This window comes from Streptomyces sp. SDr-06, from assembly GCF_003324565.1.
In the GTDB taxonomy this organism is placed as follows: Bacteria; Actinomycetota; Actinomycetes; order Streptomycetales; family Streptomycetaceae; genus Streptomyces.
Genome location: NZ_QOLA01000001.1, coordinates 334,572 through 350,493, shown reverse-complemented (window position 1 = coordinate 350,493; position 15,922 = coordinate 334,572). Strand labels below are relative to the sequence as shown.

18 protein-coding genes are annotated in these 15,922 nt (G+C 71.8%); 8 read left to right on the top strand and 10 right to left on the bottom strand.

Annotation, left to right across the window (positions count from 1 at the left end):
• Positions 1–73: 73 nt before the first annotated feature.
• The gene (locus DT019_RS01600; protein WP_223279254.1) at positions 74–1,132 is read right to left on the bottom strand and encodes a hypothetical protein; all 1,059 of its coding nucleotides are present in this window, start codon (positions 1,130–1,132) and stop codon (positions 74–76) included.
• A 265-nt stretch (positions 1,133–1,397) separates the two neighbouring features.
• Positions 1,398–2,054, bottom strand: coding sequence for a hypothetical protein (locus DT019_RS01595; protein WP_114034723.1), 657 nt, complete (start codon positions 2,052–2,054; stop codon positions 1,398–1,400).
• Between the two features lie 308 nt (positions 2,055–2,362).
• On the opposite strand from DT019_RS01595, the gene DT019_RS01590 reads away from it, so the two are divergent.
• Positions 2,363–2,701: a thioredoxin family protein gene (locus DT019_RS01590; RefSeq protein WP_114035272.1), complete on the top strand. Its 339-nt coding sequence runs from the start codon at positions 2,363–2,365 to the stop codon at positions 2,699–2,701.
• 32 nt (positions 2,702–2,733) lie between these two features.
• Here DT019_RS01590 and DT019_RS01585 read toward each other — a convergent pair whose 3' ends face one another.
• Both DT019_RS01585 and DT019_RS01580 read right to left on the bottom strand, forming a co-directional pair.
• Positions 2,734–3,519 (bottom strand): class I SAM-dependent methyltransferase, encoded by a 786-nt coding sequence (locus DT019_RS01585; RefSeq protein WP_114034722.1) that lies wholly within the window; start codon positions 3,517–3,519, stop codon positions 2,734–2,736.
• Positions 3,520–3,576: 57 nt separating this feature from the next.
• Positions 3,577–4,740 (bottom strand): PP2C family protein-serine/threonine phosphatase, encoded by a 1,164-nt coding sequence (locus tag DT019_RS01580; RefSeq protein WP_114034721.1) that lies wholly within the window; start codon positions 4,738–4,740, stop codon positions 3,577–3,579.
• Positions 4,741–4,946: 206 nt separating this feature from the next.
• On the opposite strand from DT019_RS01580, the gene DT019_RS01575 reads away from it, so the two are divergent.
• Positions 4,947–5,789 carry a maleylpyruvate isomerase family mycothiol-dependent enzyme gene (locus tag DT019_RS01575; protein ID WP_223279253.1) on the top strand — a complete coding sequence of 281 codons (843 nt, stop codon included), beginning with the start codon at positions 4,947–4,949 and terminating at the stop codon, positions 5,787–5,789.
• A gap of 277 nt (positions 5,790–6,066) precedes the next feature.
• A complete protein-coding gene (locus DT019_RS01570; RefSeq protein WP_114034720.1) occupies positions 6,067–6,627 on the top strand; it encodes a GNAT family N-acetyltransferase in 561 nt (186 codons plus the stop codon).
• A gap of 225 nt (positions 6,628–6,852) precedes the next feature.
• Here the strand turns inward: DT019_RS01570 and DT019_RS01565 are convergent, their stop codons facing one another.
• Positions 6,853–7,017, bottom strand: coding sequence for a hypothetical protein (locus DT019_RS01565; RefSeq protein ID WP_223279252.1), 165 nt, complete (start codon positions 7,015–7,017; stop codon positions 6,853–6,855).
• Between the two features lie 229 nt (positions 7,018–7,246).
• Here DT019_RS01565 and DT019_RS01560 point away from each other — a divergent pair, with 229 nt between their 5' ends.
• Positions 7,247–7,543, top strand: a complete 297-nt coding sequence (locus DT019_RS01560) for a hypothetical protein (RefSeq protein WP_114034718.1) — start codon at positions 7,247–7,249, stop codon at positions 7,541–7,543.
• A 44-nt stretch (positions 7,544–7,587) separates the two neighbouring features.
• On the opposite strand, the gene DT019_RS01555 is transcribed toward DT019_RS01560, so the two are convergent.
• A complete protein-coding gene (locus tag DT019_RS01555) occupies positions 7,588–8,568 on the bottom strand; it encodes a helix-turn-helix domain-containing protein (protein WP_114034717.1) in 981 nt (326 codons plus the stop codon).
• A gap of 107 nt (positions 8,569–8,675) precedes the next feature.
• Here DT019_RS01555 and DT019_RS01550 point away from each other — a divergent pair, with 107 nt between their 5' ends.
• The gene (locus DT019_RS01550) at positions 8,676–9,746 is read left to right on the top strand and encodes a saccharopine dehydrogenase family protein (protein WP_114034716.1); all 1,071 of its coding nucleotides are present in this window, start codon (positions 8,676–8,678) and stop codon (positions 9,744–9,746) included.
• A gap of 9 nt (positions 9,747–9,755) precedes the next feature.
• Here the strand turns inward: DT019_RS01550 and DT019_RS01545 are convergent, their stop codons facing one another.
• Both DT019_RS01545 and DT019_RS01540 read right to left on the bottom strand, forming a co-directional pair.
• Positions 9,756–10,160: a hypothetical protein gene (locus tag DT019_RS01545; RefSeq protein ID WP_114034715.1), complete on the bottom strand. Its 405-nt coding sequence runs from the start codon at positions 10,158–10,160 to the stop codon at positions 9,756–9,758.
• Between the two features lie 354 nt (positions 10,161–10,514).
• A complete protein-coding gene (locus tag DT019_RS01540) occupies positions 10,515–11,432 on the bottom strand; it encodes a MurR/RpiR family transcriptional regulator (protein WP_114034714.1) in 918 nt (305 codons plus the stop codon).
• A gap of 258 nt (positions 11,433–11,690) precedes the next feature.
• On the opposite strand from DT019_RS01540, the gene DT019_RS01535 reads away from it, so the two are divergent.
• The 3 genes from DT019_RS01535 (at position 11,691) to DT019_RS01525 (ending at position 14,227) form a co-directional block, all read left to right on the top strand.
• Entirely contained in the window at positions 11,691–12,110 is a 420-nt protein-coding gene (locus DT019_RS01535; RefSeq protein WP_223279251.1) for a hypothetical protein, read from the top strand.
• A gap of 101 nt (positions 12,111–12,211) precedes the next feature.
• Positions 12,212–12,868 (top strand): DUF305 domain-containing protein, encoded by a 657-nt coding sequence (locus DT019_RS01530; RefSeq protein ID WP_114034712.1) that lies wholly within the window; start codon positions 12,212–12,214, stop codon positions 12,866–12,868.
• A 144-nt stretch (positions 12,869–13,012) separates the two neighbouring features.
• A complete protein-coding gene (locus tag DT019_RS01525; protein WP_114034711.1) occupies positions 13,013–14,227 on the top strand; it encodes a permease in 1,215 nt (404 codons plus the stop codon).
• A gap of 118 nt (positions 14,228–14,345) precedes the next feature.
• Here the strand turns inward: DT019_RS01525 and DT019_RS01520 are convergent, their stop codons facing one another.
• Positions 14,346–14,936: a hypothetical protein gene (locus DT019_RS01520; RefSeq protein WP_114034710.1), complete on the bottom strand. Its 591-nt coding sequence runs from the start codon at positions 14,934–14,936 to the stop codon at positions 14,346–14,348.
• 252 nt (positions 14,937–15,188) lie between these two features.
• Complete coding sequence (locus DT019_RS01515) at positions 15,189–15,860, bottom strand: TetR/AcrR family transcriptional regulator (protein ID WP_189389032.1); 672 nt, start codon at positions 15,858–15,860, stop codon at positions 15,189–15,191.
• Between the last annotated feature and the right edge of the window lie 62 nt (positions 15,861–15,922).

Below are 15,922 nucleotides of genomic sequence, written 5' to 3'. Positions count from 1 at the left end.
CTGTTCCCGGCCCCATCTCGCGATGCCCCAGGTCATCGCGGGGGAGGCGACGCGGGCAGTGAAGCGGCGGGCGTCAGGAGGTGAAGCCGACGTGCACATGGTCGTGGTGGGTGTCGTCGGAGAAGAACTGGTTCGCCGTGGCTCCGCCCGACAGCTGCACGGGGCCGCCGACGTTGTAGGAACCGGCCGCCGCGGCGGCCCGCATGAAGGCGGTGATCAGCGTGCGGGACGTCGCCGGGTCGACGACGGCGTGGCCGTCGATGCGCCAGACGTCGAAGGCGCGGCCGAGCGGATGGTCGCTGGGGCGGTCGGTACCGAACACGTCCAGCGGGTGTCCGGAGCGTACGACGCTGACCGACAAGCGGTAGCCGCCCGCGAGCTGGAGCATCGCGCGCAGCACGCTGTCGTGCACGGCGCCGCTGCGGATGTCGGCGGCCGAGGCGGGCGGCAACTCGATCCGGGACTGGGCGAACACCTCCCGCGCGGCCGCGTCCAGAGCCGTGGCGGGGCCGGGTGCGGCGGGGTGCAGGGTGGTGACCTTCCAGCCGGCGGAGGTGCGGCTGAGCCGTACGTCGACCGTGGTGCCCCCGGGGTGGACGACCGAGCCGAGCAGGGTGGGCTGGTCGCAGACCACCAGAACGCTCGCCGTGTCGGTCAGGATGCCGCCGTACTGGGCGTCGATCACGCGGACGACAGCGGCGTCGGCGGTAGGCCTCAACGAGCCTGCCTGTGCGGCCAGTTGAGCCGCCGGGGTGGCGGAGATGCCCAGCGCCGCGGCCCGGGCGGCGGCCGCCCGCTCGCTGCCCTGCCCGTCCGGCCACGTACCGAGCGCTTCCACGAGCCGGACGGCGGCGAGCTTGGCCGCGGGCTCGATCTCTCCGGGTCCCGGTCGCCAGGAGATGGCCTTCGGGAGGGCGGCACGGGGTCTCTCGGCGTCGGACGGTGAGCCGGATGCCTGCGCGGACGCACCCGGGGAACGCGAACCGGCGGAGGGGGACGAGGAATCCGACGGCGATTTCGCCCCGCCCGAACAGCCTGCGGCGCCCACGCACCAGGCCGCCGTGCCGAGCAGTACCGAACGTCGGGCGAGGGCCCCGGGCGGAGGGGTGCAGGGCGGGGGAAGCAGGGCCATGACCGGCTCCTCGGGCGCGCGGCGGTACGGAACGCCGCCAGTATCCGCCCCTCGCTCCCGCCCGGTGGCACACCTCGCCGGGCAGGGGTCACCGGATCCACCCCCGACGGCCTTGCCCCGGACGACGGCGGGGAGCCTCCCGGGCCTTCGCCACACCGGGAGACTTGGGCTCCGCGCCACAAGCACCCCATACATGCGCCACACCCCGCGCCGCACGAGGCGACGCGGGGTGTGGTGCCGCCCTATGAGTGGGGCCCGGACTGTGTCACTTCCAGGTGATGCCCTTGCCGAGGGTGAAGGGGTCGCCCCAGTACTCGGCCGATGTCACCTTCGTCGCGGCGGAAGGTGCCAGGGCGACCGCGCAGCCGGTCTGGGTGTGGCCGTTGGTGAAGCCCTTGGGCAGCGAGTCGCTCGGGCACTTGTCGAACGACCCGATGACCATGAGGTCCTGGGCCGCGGTGCCGTCCCCGAGGAGGCCCTTGATATGACCCACCGACGCGTAGGCGAGGTCGGTGGTGCCGGTGTTCTTGATCGAGTACCGCACGTAGTAGGGGACCTTCCCCTTCACCTGGTCGCCCAGCTTGAGCGGGGCCAGATCGCCGGGCTGGCCCTGGTCGATCGAGGTGACGGTGAGCGCGATGGTGCCCTTCGTGGTGGTTCCGTAGCTGAACGGAATCTGCGCCGCCTCACCTATCTTGAAGCTCTGGCCCGCCTGAGCCATGCCGGCGCCGCCGGCCGTGCCGCCGCCTTGGGCAGGGGCGGACGCGCTGGGCTGCGCGGGTTGGCTGGGCTGACTCGACCCGGCGGCAGGAGGGTTCGAGGCCTTTCCGCCGTCGCCCTTGTCGTCGTTGTTCTGACAGCCGCTCAGGGCCAACACCCCGACGACCGCCACGCCGATGGCACCGTACGTGGTCCGTCGCACGCCGAAAATGCTCACTGTTCTCCCCCATGCATGACTGTGGACCGTCAAAAGCGATCTCTGTGATCACACTTCTTAGTACGGGAACACGGCCGCCCGCCAGCCTCGTCACCGTTCCATGACCTGCCCAATACGGAAGCGAAACGTGTTCGTCGTCGCAGGTCCGCCGGTTGGAGCGACGGGCGGTGCGGGCGGCCGCCGATGAGCACGCGGCGGGCCGCCCGGCACCCGGGCGATGATGGAGGCGCGTGCCGCTCACCAGTGTCCAGTGCACCGATGACCGGCGTATCGATCGGAACATGAGGAGTGCCATGGCCCGCAGGGTCCATCAACCGCTGGAGAACCGTGAGTTCGACTTCATCCTCGCCATGGCCGACGGCCCGGTCCTCGGGTACTTCTGCGGGAGCTGGCCGAAGGCTCTCACGGTGTGCAGGGAGATGGACTCCGTCGTGGGGGAGATCGCGGAGGAGTACGCGGGGCGGCTGACCGTCGTCAAGGTCGACATGACTCGGTGCCCGGCTCCCGTTCAGCGCTACGGAGTCACCGCCGCGCCCTCCGTCGTCCTGATCAAGGACGGGGAGGCGGCGGCCGCCGAGACCGGCGCGATGGACCGGCCGGCGTTGCGGGACTTCCTTGAGCGCAACCTCTGAACCACCACCAAGAAGGCGGAGGCGCCCGGTGGTCAGTCCCGGATCGCGACCGTCACCACCAGGGGCGGAAGCCGCCGTTCGGCGACCCAGTCGCGGCTGTGCACATGGCTCGGCTCGGCCACCTCTCGCGCTTCGTCCGGCGTCGGGTGGTGCTGGGTGGGCCCGGTGAACCCGGCACGCTCCAGGAGGGCGCGGATCGTGGCCGGGGGCCAGGCGTGGTTCGGCATGGTCTGCCAGGTGCCGTCGGTCCGGCGCAGGCGTACGGTCATGGGCTGTCCCGGCCGGTAGGCGACGCCGGGCTCGCCCACCCGCAAGGACGCGTACTCGATGCCGCTCGCCGCGGGGTCCGTGGTGAGCAGGACGAGCGGCGCTCCGGGGCGCAGCAGCCGGTGGATCTCGCCGAACACGTCGAGGACGGTCCGCTCGTCGGGCAGTGACGCCAGGACGTGGTTGCACATCGCGGCGTCCGCACAGCCATCGGACAGTGCGTCGGCCCGGCCGTCGGTGATCAGGTGGTACTCGGCGCCGGGGGTGCCCTGCCGGCGGGCCAGGGCGAGCATGTCGGGGGAGGTGTCCACGCCGATGATCCGCATGCCGAGCCGGTGGGCCGCGTGAGCGGCGACGCGGCCGGGCCCACAGCCGAAGTCCAGCAGAACCCCGGCGGCCCCGTGTTCGGCCAGGGCCCTGAAGACGAAGGGATAGCCGAGCAGCCAGTCGGTGGCCGCGTCCACCGAGGCGAACGCCCGGGCGCCCTCGCGGCCGGACCAGGCCCGCTCGCCCTCGGGAGCCGGCTTCTCACCCGCTGGTTCCTGCGGCATGCCTGCTCCCGCCTCTCGGATGCGTACGCTGCACAGGTTCTCCCCATCATCGGGTCCCTACAGGCGGGGCGCACCCCGCTCGGTGGGTGGGCGGAGCCGTTCGATGGCGACCATCGCGGCGTCGTCACCCAGCGTCCCGCCGGGGGTGTGGGCGAGCAGGTCGTCACGCAGATGGCTCAGCAGGGCGCGCGGGCCGGAGCCGCGCCAGGCGGCCGCGCGTTCCGCCAGTGGATAGAAGGTGCCCGACTCGTCGCGGGCCTCGAGGACGCCGTCGGTGTAGAGGAGCAGGATGTCGCCCGGCTCGAACGCGAAGCCCTGCGGGGCGAGCGGGGAATGGGCGAGGTCGGCCAGGCCCAGGGGCGGCGACGGATGGTCGACCTCCAGGGGGATGACCCGGTTGCCGCGCAGCAGCAGGGGCGGCGGATGGCCGCAGTTCACGATCTCGAAGGCCTGGCCCAGGTCGGGGATGTCGAGCAGGGCGGCGGTGATGAACGCCTCGCTGCGGTCGTCGAAGGGCGCGTCGGCGTCGGCGCCGCCGTCCCGATGCGCGTGGTCCAGGTCCGGCGCGACCGCGCGTTCCAGGTAGCCGACCAGGCCCGGCAGATCGGCCTCCTGGTGGGCGGAGGCCCGGAACGCGCCCAGCACCAGCGCCGCGTCCCCGACCGCCTCAAGGCCCTTGCCTCGTACGTCACCGATGATGAGCCGGGTGCCGTGGGTGGTGCGGGCGGCGGCGTACAGGTCGCCGCCGATCTGCGCGTCCGCCGCCGCGGCCAGGTACACGCTCGCGAGGCGCAGCGGGCCGAGGTGTTCGCGCAGAGGCCGGAGCACGACCTGCTGGGCGGCCTCGGCCACCGATCGCAACTGCACCAGCTCCTTCTCGTGCACCTCGCGCAGATGGGCGAAGATCGTCACGAACACCGAGATCAGGATCAGGGTGATGATCTGAAAGGTGTGGTTGAGGTCGGTGACGCTGCCGCGCACCATCGCGACGACCACCTGCGCCAGCACCGCCACGGCGCCGATGAACCCGGTGGTGCGGGGTCCGGCGAACGAGGCCGTGACGGCGGGGGCCGCCGCCAGGAAGGGGCCGAGGTGCACGTCGGGCGGGGCGAGCACATCCCCCGTCGTAACGAGCGCGATCATCGCGAACGGCACCGTCAGCAGTGCGTGACGCGCCGCCTGGGAACGGTGGCGGGCCGGGCGCAGGGCCTGAAGATCCATCACTCCTGAATACACCGCCCTGCGTCCCACACACGTCACGCCTGGCCGAATGGGGTCCCACCACACCGCACGAGAGGCAACCCGAGTCCTCCGGCCGACTGTGCTCGGAGCACACTGATTGCGGCAGACGGTGGAGGAGGCGCGCCCCGAGCGCGATCCGGCCGGTCTGTCGGACGGTAAGAGCACAACGGAGAAGGTGCGCGCACATGGGCAGCGAGACGGGCAGTGGGATGGACAGCGACATGGGTAAGGACGGTGTGCCGGTTTCGCGGTGGGCTTGTGCCCCGGCGACCCACTGCGACGCGGTGATGGCCGAGACCGCGAAGTTCGTGGCGGCCGTCCAGGACGCGGACCTGGCGACACCGGTGCCGAGCTGCCCCGGCTGGACCCTCGTCGACCTCATCCGGCACACCGGGAGCGTGCAGCGCTGGTTCTCCGGGCTGCTGCGCAGCCGCATTCAGGAGCGGCCCCTGAGCCGCGACGTGGAACTCGACCTGCCCGCGCACGACTCCGGCTACCGCGCCTGGCTGACGGACAGCTCGCAGGTGGCGGACCAGGCGTTCGCCGACACCGACGCGCAGGCCGCGATGTGGGTGTGGGGCGCCGATCCGCACGCCCGGTTCTGGATGCGGCGCATGCTGTTCGAGACGCTGGTGCACCGGGTCGACGCGGAACTCGCCCTGGGCCTGCGGCCCGCGATCGATCCCGCCCTCGCGGTCGACGGGGTGGACGAGTTCCTGGTCAACCTGCCGTTCGCCGCCCCCTTCGCCCCCAAGACCGCCCATCTGCGTGGCGACGGCGAAACCATTCGCTTCCGCTGCGCCGACCGGGCCGGTGACTGGCTGGTCCGCCTTCGCCCCGACGGCTTCGGGCTCGACCAGAACCCCGCGGCCGAGACGGACGCACCCGCGGCGCACGCCACCGTCGAGGGGGCCGCGGCCGATCTGCTCCTGCTGATGTACGGACGCCTCGGCCCCGGCTCGGAGGCGTTCGCAACGTCGGGCGACGACGACCTGCTCAGGCGGTGGGTCGCCAACTCCGAGTTCTGACGGGCCCCGGGCTCAGCCACAATCACCGACCCCGGGCCGACCGTGAAGTCGGCCCGGGGCAGGCCCGGTTGGGCCCCTGTGGTGCGACCGCACACCCTTGCCGCACGCTCACTACCCGCGTCGCCTCCACGGATCCCATGCCATCCACAGGGCGACACCACATGGGCCCGAGGAGCGCCGAGGCCCCAACGGCCCGGGCAAGCCATGGGCCCCAAGGGGCCCCGGGCCGCGTGAGAGGATCTGCGCCGCAGGCCGACCGAGACCGTGGAGGGTGTGGATGTACGCGATGTGCCTGGGGGAGGACGGCGCCGAGCTGGGCCCGCTCGAACCGTGGCAGGCCAAGGAGTTCCTGGACCATGTGAACCGGGGCCGGGAGTTCATCGGGCAGTACAACGGGCTTCCGGACGTCGTGACCGACCTCGCGTCGAGCCGGTCCTTCCTCCAGGCGTACGCGGACCGGGCGGCGGCCGACACCGGGCGCCTCTACGGCATCCGGTCGGGCGGCAGGCTGGTCGGCGCGGTGCTGTTCCGGAGGCTGGACCTCGCACAGGGTGTGGCGGAGGCGGGCTGCTGGCTGGAGCCGGCGGCGGTGGGCAGGGGCCTGGTGACCCGGGCCATGCGCGTGATCATCGACTGGGCCGTGGAGGAGCGCGGCGTCCACCGGGTGGAGTGGTGGGCCTCGGCGCGGAACAAACCCAGCATCGCCGTGGCCCGACGTCTGGGCATGACCAGGGACGGGGTGCTGCGGGAGAGCTACCTCTACCGGGGCGAGCGGCACGACGAGGAGATCTGGTCGGTGCTCGCACCGCAATGGCGGGCGGCCAAGCGGCTTCCCTGAACTCGCGAGCCCCACCGGGCAGCCCCAGCCACCGAGCCTTCGCACCCTTTGATCGTCAGAGCCCGGGGGCCCGAGCTCCTGGCGACCTCGGGGCCCGCGCCTCAACCGTCGGCCATGTACGAAGGCGGAAGTTGCGCGGGGCCCTCAAGGGAGGGCCCCGTGTGCGGGCGAGGGGTCAACGGTCCAGCTCCGCAGATGAGTTGGTCAACAGGACGGTTCTGGACCCTAGTTGTGCCCGAACTTCCGCGGCTGCTTGTGGGAGACCTCGGGGGTCGGGTGCGCGGCCTGTGACGTGGCGGCGGTCGTCTGCTCCTTGACCTCGGACGTCGTGCTGCGGTCATGGCCGCCCGTGCGTGCTCCCCGGTTCTGGCGGGTCTGCTTCTTGCTCATGGTGGTCGCCCCCTGGTGGGCAGATCGGAGGTTGAGCACTTCCACGCTTGCACGCACATCTGGAGATCGCATGTCGGGTGGGTGCGGCGCGGAGGGTCGGCGTGGGGCGCGTTGGGGGCGGGCGGTTTCACCCCCGCACGCCTGTGACGGCACGTAGTTGATCGCATACGGTGAGTCGCGAAGGCAGACCACGCGGAGTGTGGCCTGCGGCGACAGAAGGGGTACGAGCATGGTGCGGCGCATGATCAGGGTGCTCGGCGGGTGCGTGGCGGCCGCGGCGCTGGTGCTGGGGGCGCCGAATGCCGCGTATGCGGCGCAGGGGGTGCTGATCATCGACGGGGCGGCCCACCCCAATCCGAGCGGCTGCTTCCCCCTGGGGGACTTCGTGCCGTCCGTGGTCACCAACCAGACGGATGCGATCGCCGAGGTCCGGTCCGGGCCCGACTGCACGGGGCAGGTCGACTGGCTGATCTATCCCGGTGAGACCTACCACCCGCAGGGCAGCCGCAGCGTGTTCGTCCTCTGAACCTGGCGTCCCTCGGGCCGAATGGGCGCTCGGCCCGAGGGACGTCAACGCACGCCGAAGGTGCGCCGGTAGGCCTCGGGCGGCAGGCCCGTGACGCGGGCGAAGTGACGGCGCAGGGTGGCGGACGTGCCCATGCCGGTCCGTGCGGCGATGCGCTCCACGCTGTCGTCGCCCGACTCCAGCAGTTCCTGGGCCAGGCGCACGCGCTGGCTCAGCAGCCAGCGCAGCGGCGAGGTCCCGGTGACGGCGTGGAAGTGCCGGACCAGATTGCGGGTGCTCATGGCGGCCTGCCGGGCCAGGTCCTCCACCGTGAGGGGCTGGTCGATGCGGTCGAGCGCCCAGGGGAGCAGCTCGGCGAGCGGATGGTCGCGGCCGTGGGTCACCGGCGCCGGAATGAACTGGGCCTGACCGCCGTCGCGGTGCGGTGGCACCACGAGGTGGCGGGCGAGCGCGTTGGCCACCGTCGCGCCGTGGTCGCTGCGGACGATGTGCAGGCACAGATCCATCCCGGCGGCCTTGCCCGCCGAGGTGAGCACGCCGCCCTCGTCCGTGAAGAGCACCCCGGCGTCCACCGTCACCTTCGGATAGCGCGCGGCGAGCAGGTCCGCGTGGGCCCAGTGCGTGGTGGCGCGGCGGCCGTCGAGCAGCCCCGCCGCGGCCAGGACGAACGCCCCGGTGCACAGGGAGACGATGCGGGCGCCGGCGGCGTGCGCGGCGCGTACGGCGTCGACGAGCTCGCCCGGCGGGTCACCCTCGATGTCGTCCTGGGCCGGGACGATGACCGTGTGCGCGGTGGCGAGGGCGTCCAGGCCGTGGGTGGTGTCGGCCCGCAGCCAGTCCCCGACCCGAGCCCGCCGGGAGCCGCACACGCGGAACGAGTACCAGGGATCGACGAGTTCGCTGTGGTCGGTGCCGAACACCTCACAGGCCGCCGCGGCCTCGAAGAGCATGCTGCCGTCGGCGACGGCGAGCGCCACCGTCCGGCCGCCCGCGGTCTTCGGCGTGATCGGGTCCTCAGCGGTCATGTCCGAAACTGTACGCCCCTCGTCATTCCGGACGCTGGTGGACGGGTGTGCGGGCCCCACATCATGGCGTGCACACCCACCCCACCAGCAGAAATCGGGAGCCCGTCATGAGTTCCGCATCCTCCGCCCTGCCCGCCCCGCGCACCGGAGCCTGGCCCGACCGGCGGCCCGTCGCCGTCATGGGCGCAGCCGGGCACACGGGTCGCTTCGTTGTGAGGGAGCTGGTGAACCGGGGAGCGAGCGTCGTGCTCGTCGGCCGCGACCGGGCCAAGCTCGAAGGCCTCGGCGCGCTCGCCCCCGAGGCTCCGCTGCGGGTCGCGTCGACCGGGGACGCGGCCTCCCTCGACCGCGCCCTCGACGGCACCTCGGCGGTCGTCAACTGTGCGGGGCCCTTCCTCGCGACCGCGCTCCCCGTCGCCCAGGCGGCGCTGCGCGCGCGGCTGCCGTATCTGGACGTCGCCGCCGAACAGGCCGTCACCGCCGCGCTGTTCGACACGTACGACCATCGTGCCCGTGCGGCGGGCATCGTCCTCGCGCCCTCGGTCGCCTTCTACGGGGCTCTCGGCGATCTGCTGGCCACCGCGGCCCTGGGGGACTGGGCGGAGGTGGACGAGGTGGTCCTCGCGTACGCCCTCGACAGCTGGCTGCCCACCCTCGGCAGCCGACTCACCGGCAAGAGCAACGCCGGGCAGCAACTCGCTTACACCGAAGGGAAGTTGGTGCCGTTCGACTACACCCCCCCGGAGTTCCCGTGGGAGTTTCCCGAGCCGTTCGGGACGCAGGACGCCGCGCCGTTCGCCACGGCGGACCAGGTGACCATCCCGCGCCATGTGCGGACGCCGGAGGTGCGGGCGGTCATGAACCTCGCCCCGCTGCGTGACGTGCGGGACGCGACCACGCCCGAGCCCGTCCCCGCCGACAGCAGCGGGCGTTCGGCGCAGACCTTCCTCGTCGAGGCGGCCGTACGCAAGGGCGACGAGACGCGGCGCGCGGTCGCGGGCGGGCGGGACATCTACGCGGTCACGGCGCCGCTCGTCGTCGAGGCCCTCGCGCGCGTCCTCGACGGCCGGGCCCGTGCGACGGGCGTGGTCGCGGTCGGGGAGGCCTTCGACGCCGCGGACTTCCTGCGCGCGCTCACCCCCGGCCACCTCTCCCGGCTCGACCTGCCCGCCGCGTAGACCCCGGGGTCACCTTCGCGGGACGTGGGTCCTGCGCGGCGGGAGGCCGTCGTCCATGAGCGCCTCCATGACGAGCCGCACCCCGCGGGCGAGGCGGCCCAGCTGTTCGAGTTCCATCGCGTACATCCTGATGGTGTTCTCGATGACGGCCGGGGCCACGCCCAGGGTGGGCAGTTCGGCGCGGCTGGTCTGGAGGGCGACGCGCACCGCGCGGATCTCGTGCTGCACCTGGATCTGGGCGTGCCGCGCGAGCAGGACGTGGTGGCGGATCAAAGGTGAGTAGCCGGCGTAGCGGGCCGGCAGCAGGTCGCGCAGCCAACGGGTGGCGGTGCGCTCCCAGTCACGGCTTCCCGGAGATTTGACCTGGCAGGGCCAGTCCGGGCTGAGGGTGATGGTCGGGGCCGTAGAGGGCATTCTCGTCGCTTCCGATGGTTGTCGAACTCTGATCGAGAGGTGGGGGCGGCCCCGGCTCAGGGGTTAACCGAGGCCGCCACGGGCGTTCCACCGGGTCCGACAGCCTGGATCGGACACCAACGTGATGAGAGGAGGGGGAGCATCACGCCGGGTGTTCGTTCTCAGAGGGACTGGGGGTCGCTCTCCTTGGCATGGGGGAGATCGGTGGCCGCCACGGCTCAGTAAACATATATACCGTTGAGTAAACAAGGGTATGAAAAAATTCATGCGTACTTCACGTGTGAAGATCTTGCGCAGCGCCCGGGGCGAATCAGGCCCCGGGGGGAAGAAACGGAAAATCCCGTCCGGCGGTGCCTAGAGGAAGAAGCCGTGCTTGTCGGCGGCCTGCTCGTACTCCTCCAGCCGCGCCTGCGTCCGCTCGGGATCGGCGTCGGCCATCGCCTGGAGCAGCGCCGCGGCCAGCACTCCGGGCGCCGCGTACGAGTCGAAGACCAGCCGCGAGCCGGTGCCCGCGGTCAGCGCCACGTCGGCCTCGTCCACGAGCGGGCCGAGCGTGGTGTCCGTGACCAGCGCGATGCGCAGCCCGGCGCTGCGGGCCGCCCGCAGCGCGGCCAGGGTCTCCTTGGCGTGCCGGGGCATGGCGAAGGCCAGCACCCAGGTCCCGCCCGCCGAGCGGGACTGCAGCAGCGCGTCGTAGGCGACGCTGCCGCCCCGCGTCACGAGCCGCACATCGGGATGGATGCGCCGGGCCGCGTACGCGAAGTACTCCGCGAGGGACACCGAGATCCGCAGTCCCAGGACCGTCAGCGGCACCGAGAACGCCAGCTCCCGGCCGATTTCGAGGACCTGGGTGGTGTTGGCGACCAGGCGGCGCACGTTCTCCAGATTCTCGATCTCGGCGTCGACCGCCGCCTGCAGCTCGTTGTGGCGGCTCTCCTCGCGTCCCTCGGGGGTGCCCGCGACCGCGCTCAGGGCGATCGGCTGGAGGACCTCCCGCAGGGCGGGGTAGCCGCTGTAACCGAGTGAGGCGGCGAAGCGGGTCACCGACGGCTGGCTCACGCCCACCCGCTCTGCGAGTTCGGTGATCGAGAGGAAGGCGGCGTCGGTGAGGTGATCGATGAGGTACTGGGCGATGCGCCGCTGCCCGGGGGAGAGGCGGTGACCGTCGAACAGCGCGCGCACCCGGTCGCCCGGCGCGCGCTCGTGGTCCGAGGGCTCCCCGCTCGGCGTGATCGCGGCCGACTGGGCGCGTACCTGCTGCCCCGATGACACCGGCGGGCCTCCTTCTCATGCCACGTGTGCTCAAAACATAGCTCACCCTTGTGGCGGACCAGCCCAAATTCCACCACTGACCTGGTCACTTCAATGAGCGCCCTGGTGGCGGGAGCGGGCGCCCGCGATCAGCACTGCCCGGGGTGGGGGCGCCCCGGCGGACACCCGGTGGGGGTATGGTCGGGGCCGGACGCAGGAGTAGTACGAGCGAGAGGTGGCGGAGCAGCTGTGGACCGCGGGCGCACGCGCAGGCCGGGAATGTCCCGGCTGCTGGTGCTGTGCGCCGTCCTGTTCGGCCTGTTCTCCATGCACGGGGCTCCGGCGAGCGCCGCCGCGGGCTGCCACGGCGAGACGTCCATGACAGCCGCCATGAGCGCGCCCGGGGCGATGCCCGCGGCCGCGCCCATGAGCGCGGGCCACGTCATGGAGCGAGCAGCGCGTAGCGACGTGCGAGCCGCGCCCGTCGCCTCGGGAATGAGCGGCGAGCTCTGCGTGTCCACCCCCGCTCGGGAACGGTTGCCGCTGGGCGCGACCGGGCTGCTCGCCGCGCTCGGCCTGGTCGTCCTCGTCGTATGGGGTCTCGGCGGGCGCCGCGCGGCCCTGCTCCGGGCGGCACGGCGTGGGCCGCCGCTCACGGGCAGAAGTCTGCTCCTTCAGGTGTGCGTCGCGCGGACGTGACAGGTGCTGCCCGGTTCGGCCCTCCTGGGCCCAACCCGGCCGAGCGACCTGCCCGTTCGCGTGCCCCGGCAGGGGTGCGTCCACCTGGAAAGAACCCTTTGATGTCCGTTTCGCTCACCGCTGCCCGCCGCCGCATGCCGGCGGCCGTCGGCACCGTCCTCGCCCTCACTCTGGCTCTGGCGGCCTGCGGTTCCTCCGGATCCCCGTCCGAGGACCCGGCCACGCCCAAAACGAACCACGGGCCGGGCGGCGCCCAGTCCCCCGGTGGCACCTTCAACGACGCGGACGTGACGTTCGCGCAGCAGATGATCCCGCACCACCAGCAGGCCCTGGAGATGGCCGGGCTCGCCGACGGCCGGGCCGCGGACCGCGAGGTCAAGACCCTGGCCACCGCCATCGAGAAGGCTCAGGACCCCGAGATCAACACGATGAAGGGCTGGCTGAAGTCGTGGGGCAAGCCGCTCCCCTCGGCCTCCTCCTCGATGGGCGACATGCCCGGGATGAACCACGGCTCCTCCGGTATGGCCGGGATGATGTCCGATCAGGACATGAGTGACCTCAAGTCGGCCAAGGGCAAGGACTTCGACCGGAAGTTCACCCGGCTGATGATCGGCCACCACCAGGGGGCCGTCACCATGGCCAAGGACGAGCAGAAGAACGGCAGCAGCCCCGAGGCGAAGAGGCTCGCGGGCAACGTCATCGCGGCGCAGAACGCAGAGATCGAGCAGATGAACAAGATCCTGGACCGGCTCAAGTGACAGATTTCGGACGGCAGATGACAGGCAACAGGTGACAAGTAACAGGTAACAGGCGACCGATGGCCGGTAGCCGATTACGGCTACCGGCTGTCGGTCACAGCCTGACCGTTGACAGTCGGCAAGCAACCGATGGAAGGCCCGCCCATGGACGCCGTACTGCATGCCCTGCGTATCACCGGTTCCATGACCTGGGAGATCACCTGGGCCCTGGTCCTCGGGTTCGCCCTGTCCGCTGTCGTGCAGGCGGTGGTGCGCAGGTCCACGATCGTCGCCCTGCTCGGCGACGACCGGCCGCGCACCCTCGCCCTGGCGGCCGGGCTCGGTGCTGCCTCGTCCTCGTGCTCATACGCCGCCGTCGCGCTCGCCCGCTCGCTCTTCCGCAAGGGGGCGCACTTCACCGCGGCGATGGCATTCGAGATCGCCTCGACCAACCTGGTCGTCGAACTGGGCGTGATCCTGGCCCTGTTGATGGGCTGGCAGTTCACGGCGGCCGAGTTCGTCGGCGGACCGATCATGATCGCGGTGCTCGCGGTGCTCTTCCGGCTCCTGCTGCGCGAGGGACTGCTCAACCAGGCGCGCGACCAGGCCGAGCGCGGGGTTGCCGGATCGATGGAGGGACATGCCGCGATGGACATGTCCGTGCGGAAGGAGGGCTCGTTCGCCGGGCGGCTGTTCTCGGCCGAGGGGTTCACCTCCACCGCGCACGTCTTCGTCATGGAGTGGGCGGCCATCCTGCGGGATCTCGTCATCGGCCTGGTCGTCGCGGGCGCGATCGCCGCCTGGGTGCCGGACACCTTCTGGCGTACGTTCTTCTTCGACGGGCATCCGCTGGCGGCCAGGCTCTGGGGCCCGCTGATCGGACCGCTCGTCGCCATCGCCTCGTTCGTCTGCTCCATCGGCAACGTGCCGCTGGCGGTGGTCCTTTGGAAGGGCGGCATCAGCTTCGGCGGAGTGGTCGCGTTCATCTTCGCGGACCTGTTGATCCTGCCGATCCTCACCATCTACCGGAAGTACTACGGCGCCCGTATGGCGGCCTTCCTCCTCGGCACGTTCTACCTGGCGATGGTGGTCGCCGGGTATGTCGTGGAGTTCGCGTTCGGGGGCCTGGGACTCGTGCCTGGCCGGGGATCTGCGACCATCCCGACAGAGGGCGTTTCCTGGAACTACACGACGTGGCTGAACATGGTGTTCCTGCTGGTGGCGGCCGCTCTGGTCGTGCGCTTTCTCCGTACCGGCGGGAGAGGGATGCTCCGCATGATGGGGGGATCTCCCGACGGGGACATGGGGCAGGGGAGCGGTTCGGGCTCGGAGCACGGCGGGCACGGGCACGACCCGTCGGGGCACGGGTCCATGGATTGATCCGGGGGGTGCGGAGGTGCCGAGCCCGGTGGTCCCGCGGTCTGGTAAGTGCTGCTGACGTACCCATTCAACGACCGTTGAGGCGTCCTCCCTTGCCATCGTCCGGACAGCGCTCCGTTCAGCGGCGGGACTTGGCGTTGCGGCGGCGGAGCGCCAGGGCGATGCCGACTCCCGCGGTGACGGAGAGCGCGCCGAGGGCGACTTCCGCCGCGTTGCCGTGCGTGATGCTGCCGCCCAGCCCCGCGTCGACACCCGTCGGGGGCGCCTGGGATGTTGCCGGAGCGGTCCGCGCCGAGGGGGTGACGAGGCGCGAGGTCGGGCCCGCGGCGATGGTGAGCGGGGCGGTGACCACGGCATTGGGGTTGGAGCCGCAGGCGAAGCTGATCGTCGCCACGCTGCCGGACTTGAGGCCGGGGGAGACGGCGGCCGTGCCGACGAGTGCACCGTCGGCACCCGGCTTGAGGTCGGTGGCCTCCATGGGTGTTCTGCCGGTGGTTCCGTTGCCCACCAACTCCCCTTCGGCCCGGCCTCCCTGGCTGGGGTCGTCGCAGCCCCGCAGCGTCAGCGTGATGGTCTGGCCGGGGCTCGCCGTGGCCGGGCTCACCGTGGCGGTGGGTCCCGCGCTGCCGGCGGCGACGGCGGCGGGGGCCGCCAGGACGAGCGCGGCGCCGCCCAGGAGGGCTGCGCTGGGTATGCGGAGTCGGCGCATGGTCGCGTTCCTGTTCCACCGCGGCCGACGGGTGTGGGCCGATGGGGACGGCCGCGGTCCATCGGACCCGACGCTAAGCGGGGCCGCACTCGGGCGCGATTCTGGCTAGGCCAACGGGAGGCGGGACTCCAGCGCGCGCGGCCCCCCGGGAGGAGGGACGGGCGCCGACGCGGGTGCCGCGACCGGTCGTGGGCCGACTGCGGCGGGCGGGCGTCCGCACCCGCCTGCCCGCGCGAAAGGATTCGCCGCGGCCTACTCGGTGCTGTCCGCCTGGTCCGGCACCGGCTTCCGGCCGGTGACCGGGGCCGGGCTGAGGATCAGGGGCAGATACACGTCGTCCACGATCTCGGTGAGGACCTCGTCGTCCACGGGGGCGCCGAACATCAGGAAGTGGTTGCGCAACAGGTCGGTGGCGACGGAGGCGCGCCGTGAGGCCAGGACCCATGGTTCGACCTCGCCGCGCCCCACCGCCCGTTCCAGGACGACCTGGATGGTGGACGGGCCGACGGTGTGGACCCGCTGCCGGATCAGCTCGGCCAGTTCGGGGTCGCGGGTCATCTCGCCGAGGAGTCCGCGCATGATGTCGCCGAGCGGGCTGGCCATCTTGGCCGACATCTGCCGCATCAGGCCCAGCACGTCCGCACGGAGTTCGCCGGTGTCGGGGAGCCCGACATCGGAGATCTTGCCCAACTTGCAGGCGTCCACGACCAGTTGCGCCCGGCTGGACCAGCGGCGGTAGACGGCGGCCTTGCCGGTGCGGGCCCGGGTGGCGACCCGCTCCATTGTCAGGGCGGCGTAACCGACCTCGGCGAGTTCATCCAGGGTCGCCAGCAAAATGGCGCTTTCCAGCTCCTCGCCGCGACGGCGGGGGCCTTTGCGGTGGTCAGCGGGCGGTTCGGTGGCCGTGTCGGCGCTGCTGGGCACCCATGCCTCCCGGGTGTGTCCGATAGGGGCCGTTGCGTTCTCTATGGGGGCAGCCTAGCCTC